This is a genomic window from Paraburkholderia humisilvae, from assembly GCF_902859855.1.
GTDB classification, from domain to species: Bacteria; Pseudomonadota; Gammaproteobacteria; order Burkholderiales; family Burkholderiaceae; genus Paraburkholderia; species Paraburkholderia humisilvae.
This window is the reverse complement of the sequence record NZ_CADIKH010000335.1, coordinates 1-1,408: the sequence shown is the minus strand read 5'-3', so window position 1 is coordinate 1,408 and position 1,408 is coordinate 1. Positions and strand designations below refer to the sequence as shown.

At 66.3% G+C, this 1,408-nt stretch carries 2 protein-coding genes and 1 pseudogene; all 3 read left to right on the top strand.

What is annotated here, in order from left to right; genetic code table 11:
- Positions 1–199: pseudogene (locus tag HV796_RS43840) on the top strand (hypothetical protein); the annotation flags it as partial.
- Positions 196–543, top strand: coding sequence for an IS66 family insertion sequence element accessory protein TnpB (gene tnpB, locus HV796_RS42345; RefSeq protein WP_175233560.1), 348 nt, complete (start codon positions 196–198; stop codon positions 541–543). The pseudogene HV796_RS43840 and the gene tnpB, both read left to right, overlap by 4 nt.
- A gap of 41 nt (positions 544–584) precedes the next feature.
- The coding region (tnpC, locus tag HV796_RS42340) for an IS66 family transposase (RefSeq protein WP_246356407.1) at positions 585–1,408 on the top strand (824 nt) is incomplete at its 3' end.

Here is a 1,408-nt window from a genome sequence, read left to right as displayed (position 1 = left end):
CGTTCCGGTGGCGATATCGCTGGATGATCCGATGGCGGTTTCGTCGCTACCGGTGCCGACAGCGCAATTGCCATTGCGCGCACAGGAAGCCGCGACTCCAGGTATCGAGATCGAGCTCAATGGCGCACGCGTGCGAGTGAGCGGGAAGGTAGACCCAGCCCAGCTGCGACTGGTATTGCATTGCCTGAGGCCGGCATGATCGCGCTGCCGACCGGCACCCGCATCTGGCTCGCCGCAGGCATCACCGACATGCGCCGTGGCATGGATGGTCTGGCTGCACTGGCGCAGGTGGCGCTCGAGCAGGACCCGTTCTCGGGCCACGTGTTCGCTTTCCGTGGTCGCCGGGGCGATCTGGTGAAACTGCTGTGGTGGAGTGGAGATGGAATGAACCTGTACGTCAAGCGCCTGGAGCGAGGCCGTTTTATCTGGCCACAGGCCGACACGGGATGCATCCATCTGTCGGCGGCACAACTGTCGATGCTGCTCGAAGGCATCGACTGGCGACGCCCCGAACGGACGTGGAAGCCCACATGCGCCGCGTAAATTTGCCCCCACTTCTGCGCGTGCCTGGTAAACTCCCGGGCATGCCAGTCAGCCGACTCCCCGACGACATCGACACACTCAAGCGCATGCTTGTCTCGCGCGAAGAAACCATCGCGCGCCTGCTTGCCGAGATCTCGCGTCTGAAGCGCTGGCAGTACGGACGCTCGTCGGAGCGCATGGCAGAACTGACGGGACAACTGCAGCTCGCACTCAGTGACGGGGCACTGCCGCAGCAGGATGCCGTGCCAGCACCGGCGCCGGAACCGGTGCGTGATGAACCTGTAGACACGACAGCGCCGGTGGTTCCACTACGGCGCCGCTCGCGCGAATTCCCTGCGCACCTGCCACGCGAGGTTGTGGAGCACAAGCCACAGGACTGCGACTGCCCCGGGTGCGGGGGCCGGCTGCGCAAGCTGGGTGAAGACGCCTCCGAGATGCTGGACTACGTGCCGGGGTACTTCCGGGTGATCCGCCACGTGCGCCCCCGGCTGAGCTGCAGCCGTTGCGCGAAGGTCGTCCAGGAAGCGGCGCCGTCGCGCCCGATCGCACGCGGCATGGCCGCAGCCGGCCTGCTGGCGCAGGTGGTAGTTGCCAGGTACGCCGACCATATGCCGTTGTACCGGCAGGCAGGAATCTATCTACGTGCCGGCATTGAACTCGACCGTGCCACCCTGGCCTCGTGGGTTCGCGAGTGCGCCGCACTGCTGCAGCCGCTGGCGGATGCCGTTGGCCGGTATGTGCGCGAGGCGCAAAAAATCCATACGGATGACACGCCCGTCCCGGTGCTGGAGCCCGGACGCGGCAAGACGCGTACGGCGCGGTTGTGGACGTACGTACGCGATGACCGGCCGGCGGGCAGCCGGGC

Coding starts and splice junctions, on each gene's coding strand:
- tnpB (WP_175233560.1), top strand. CDS start 196: ATGATCGCGCTGCCGACCGGCACCCGCATCTGGCTCGCCGCAGGCATC.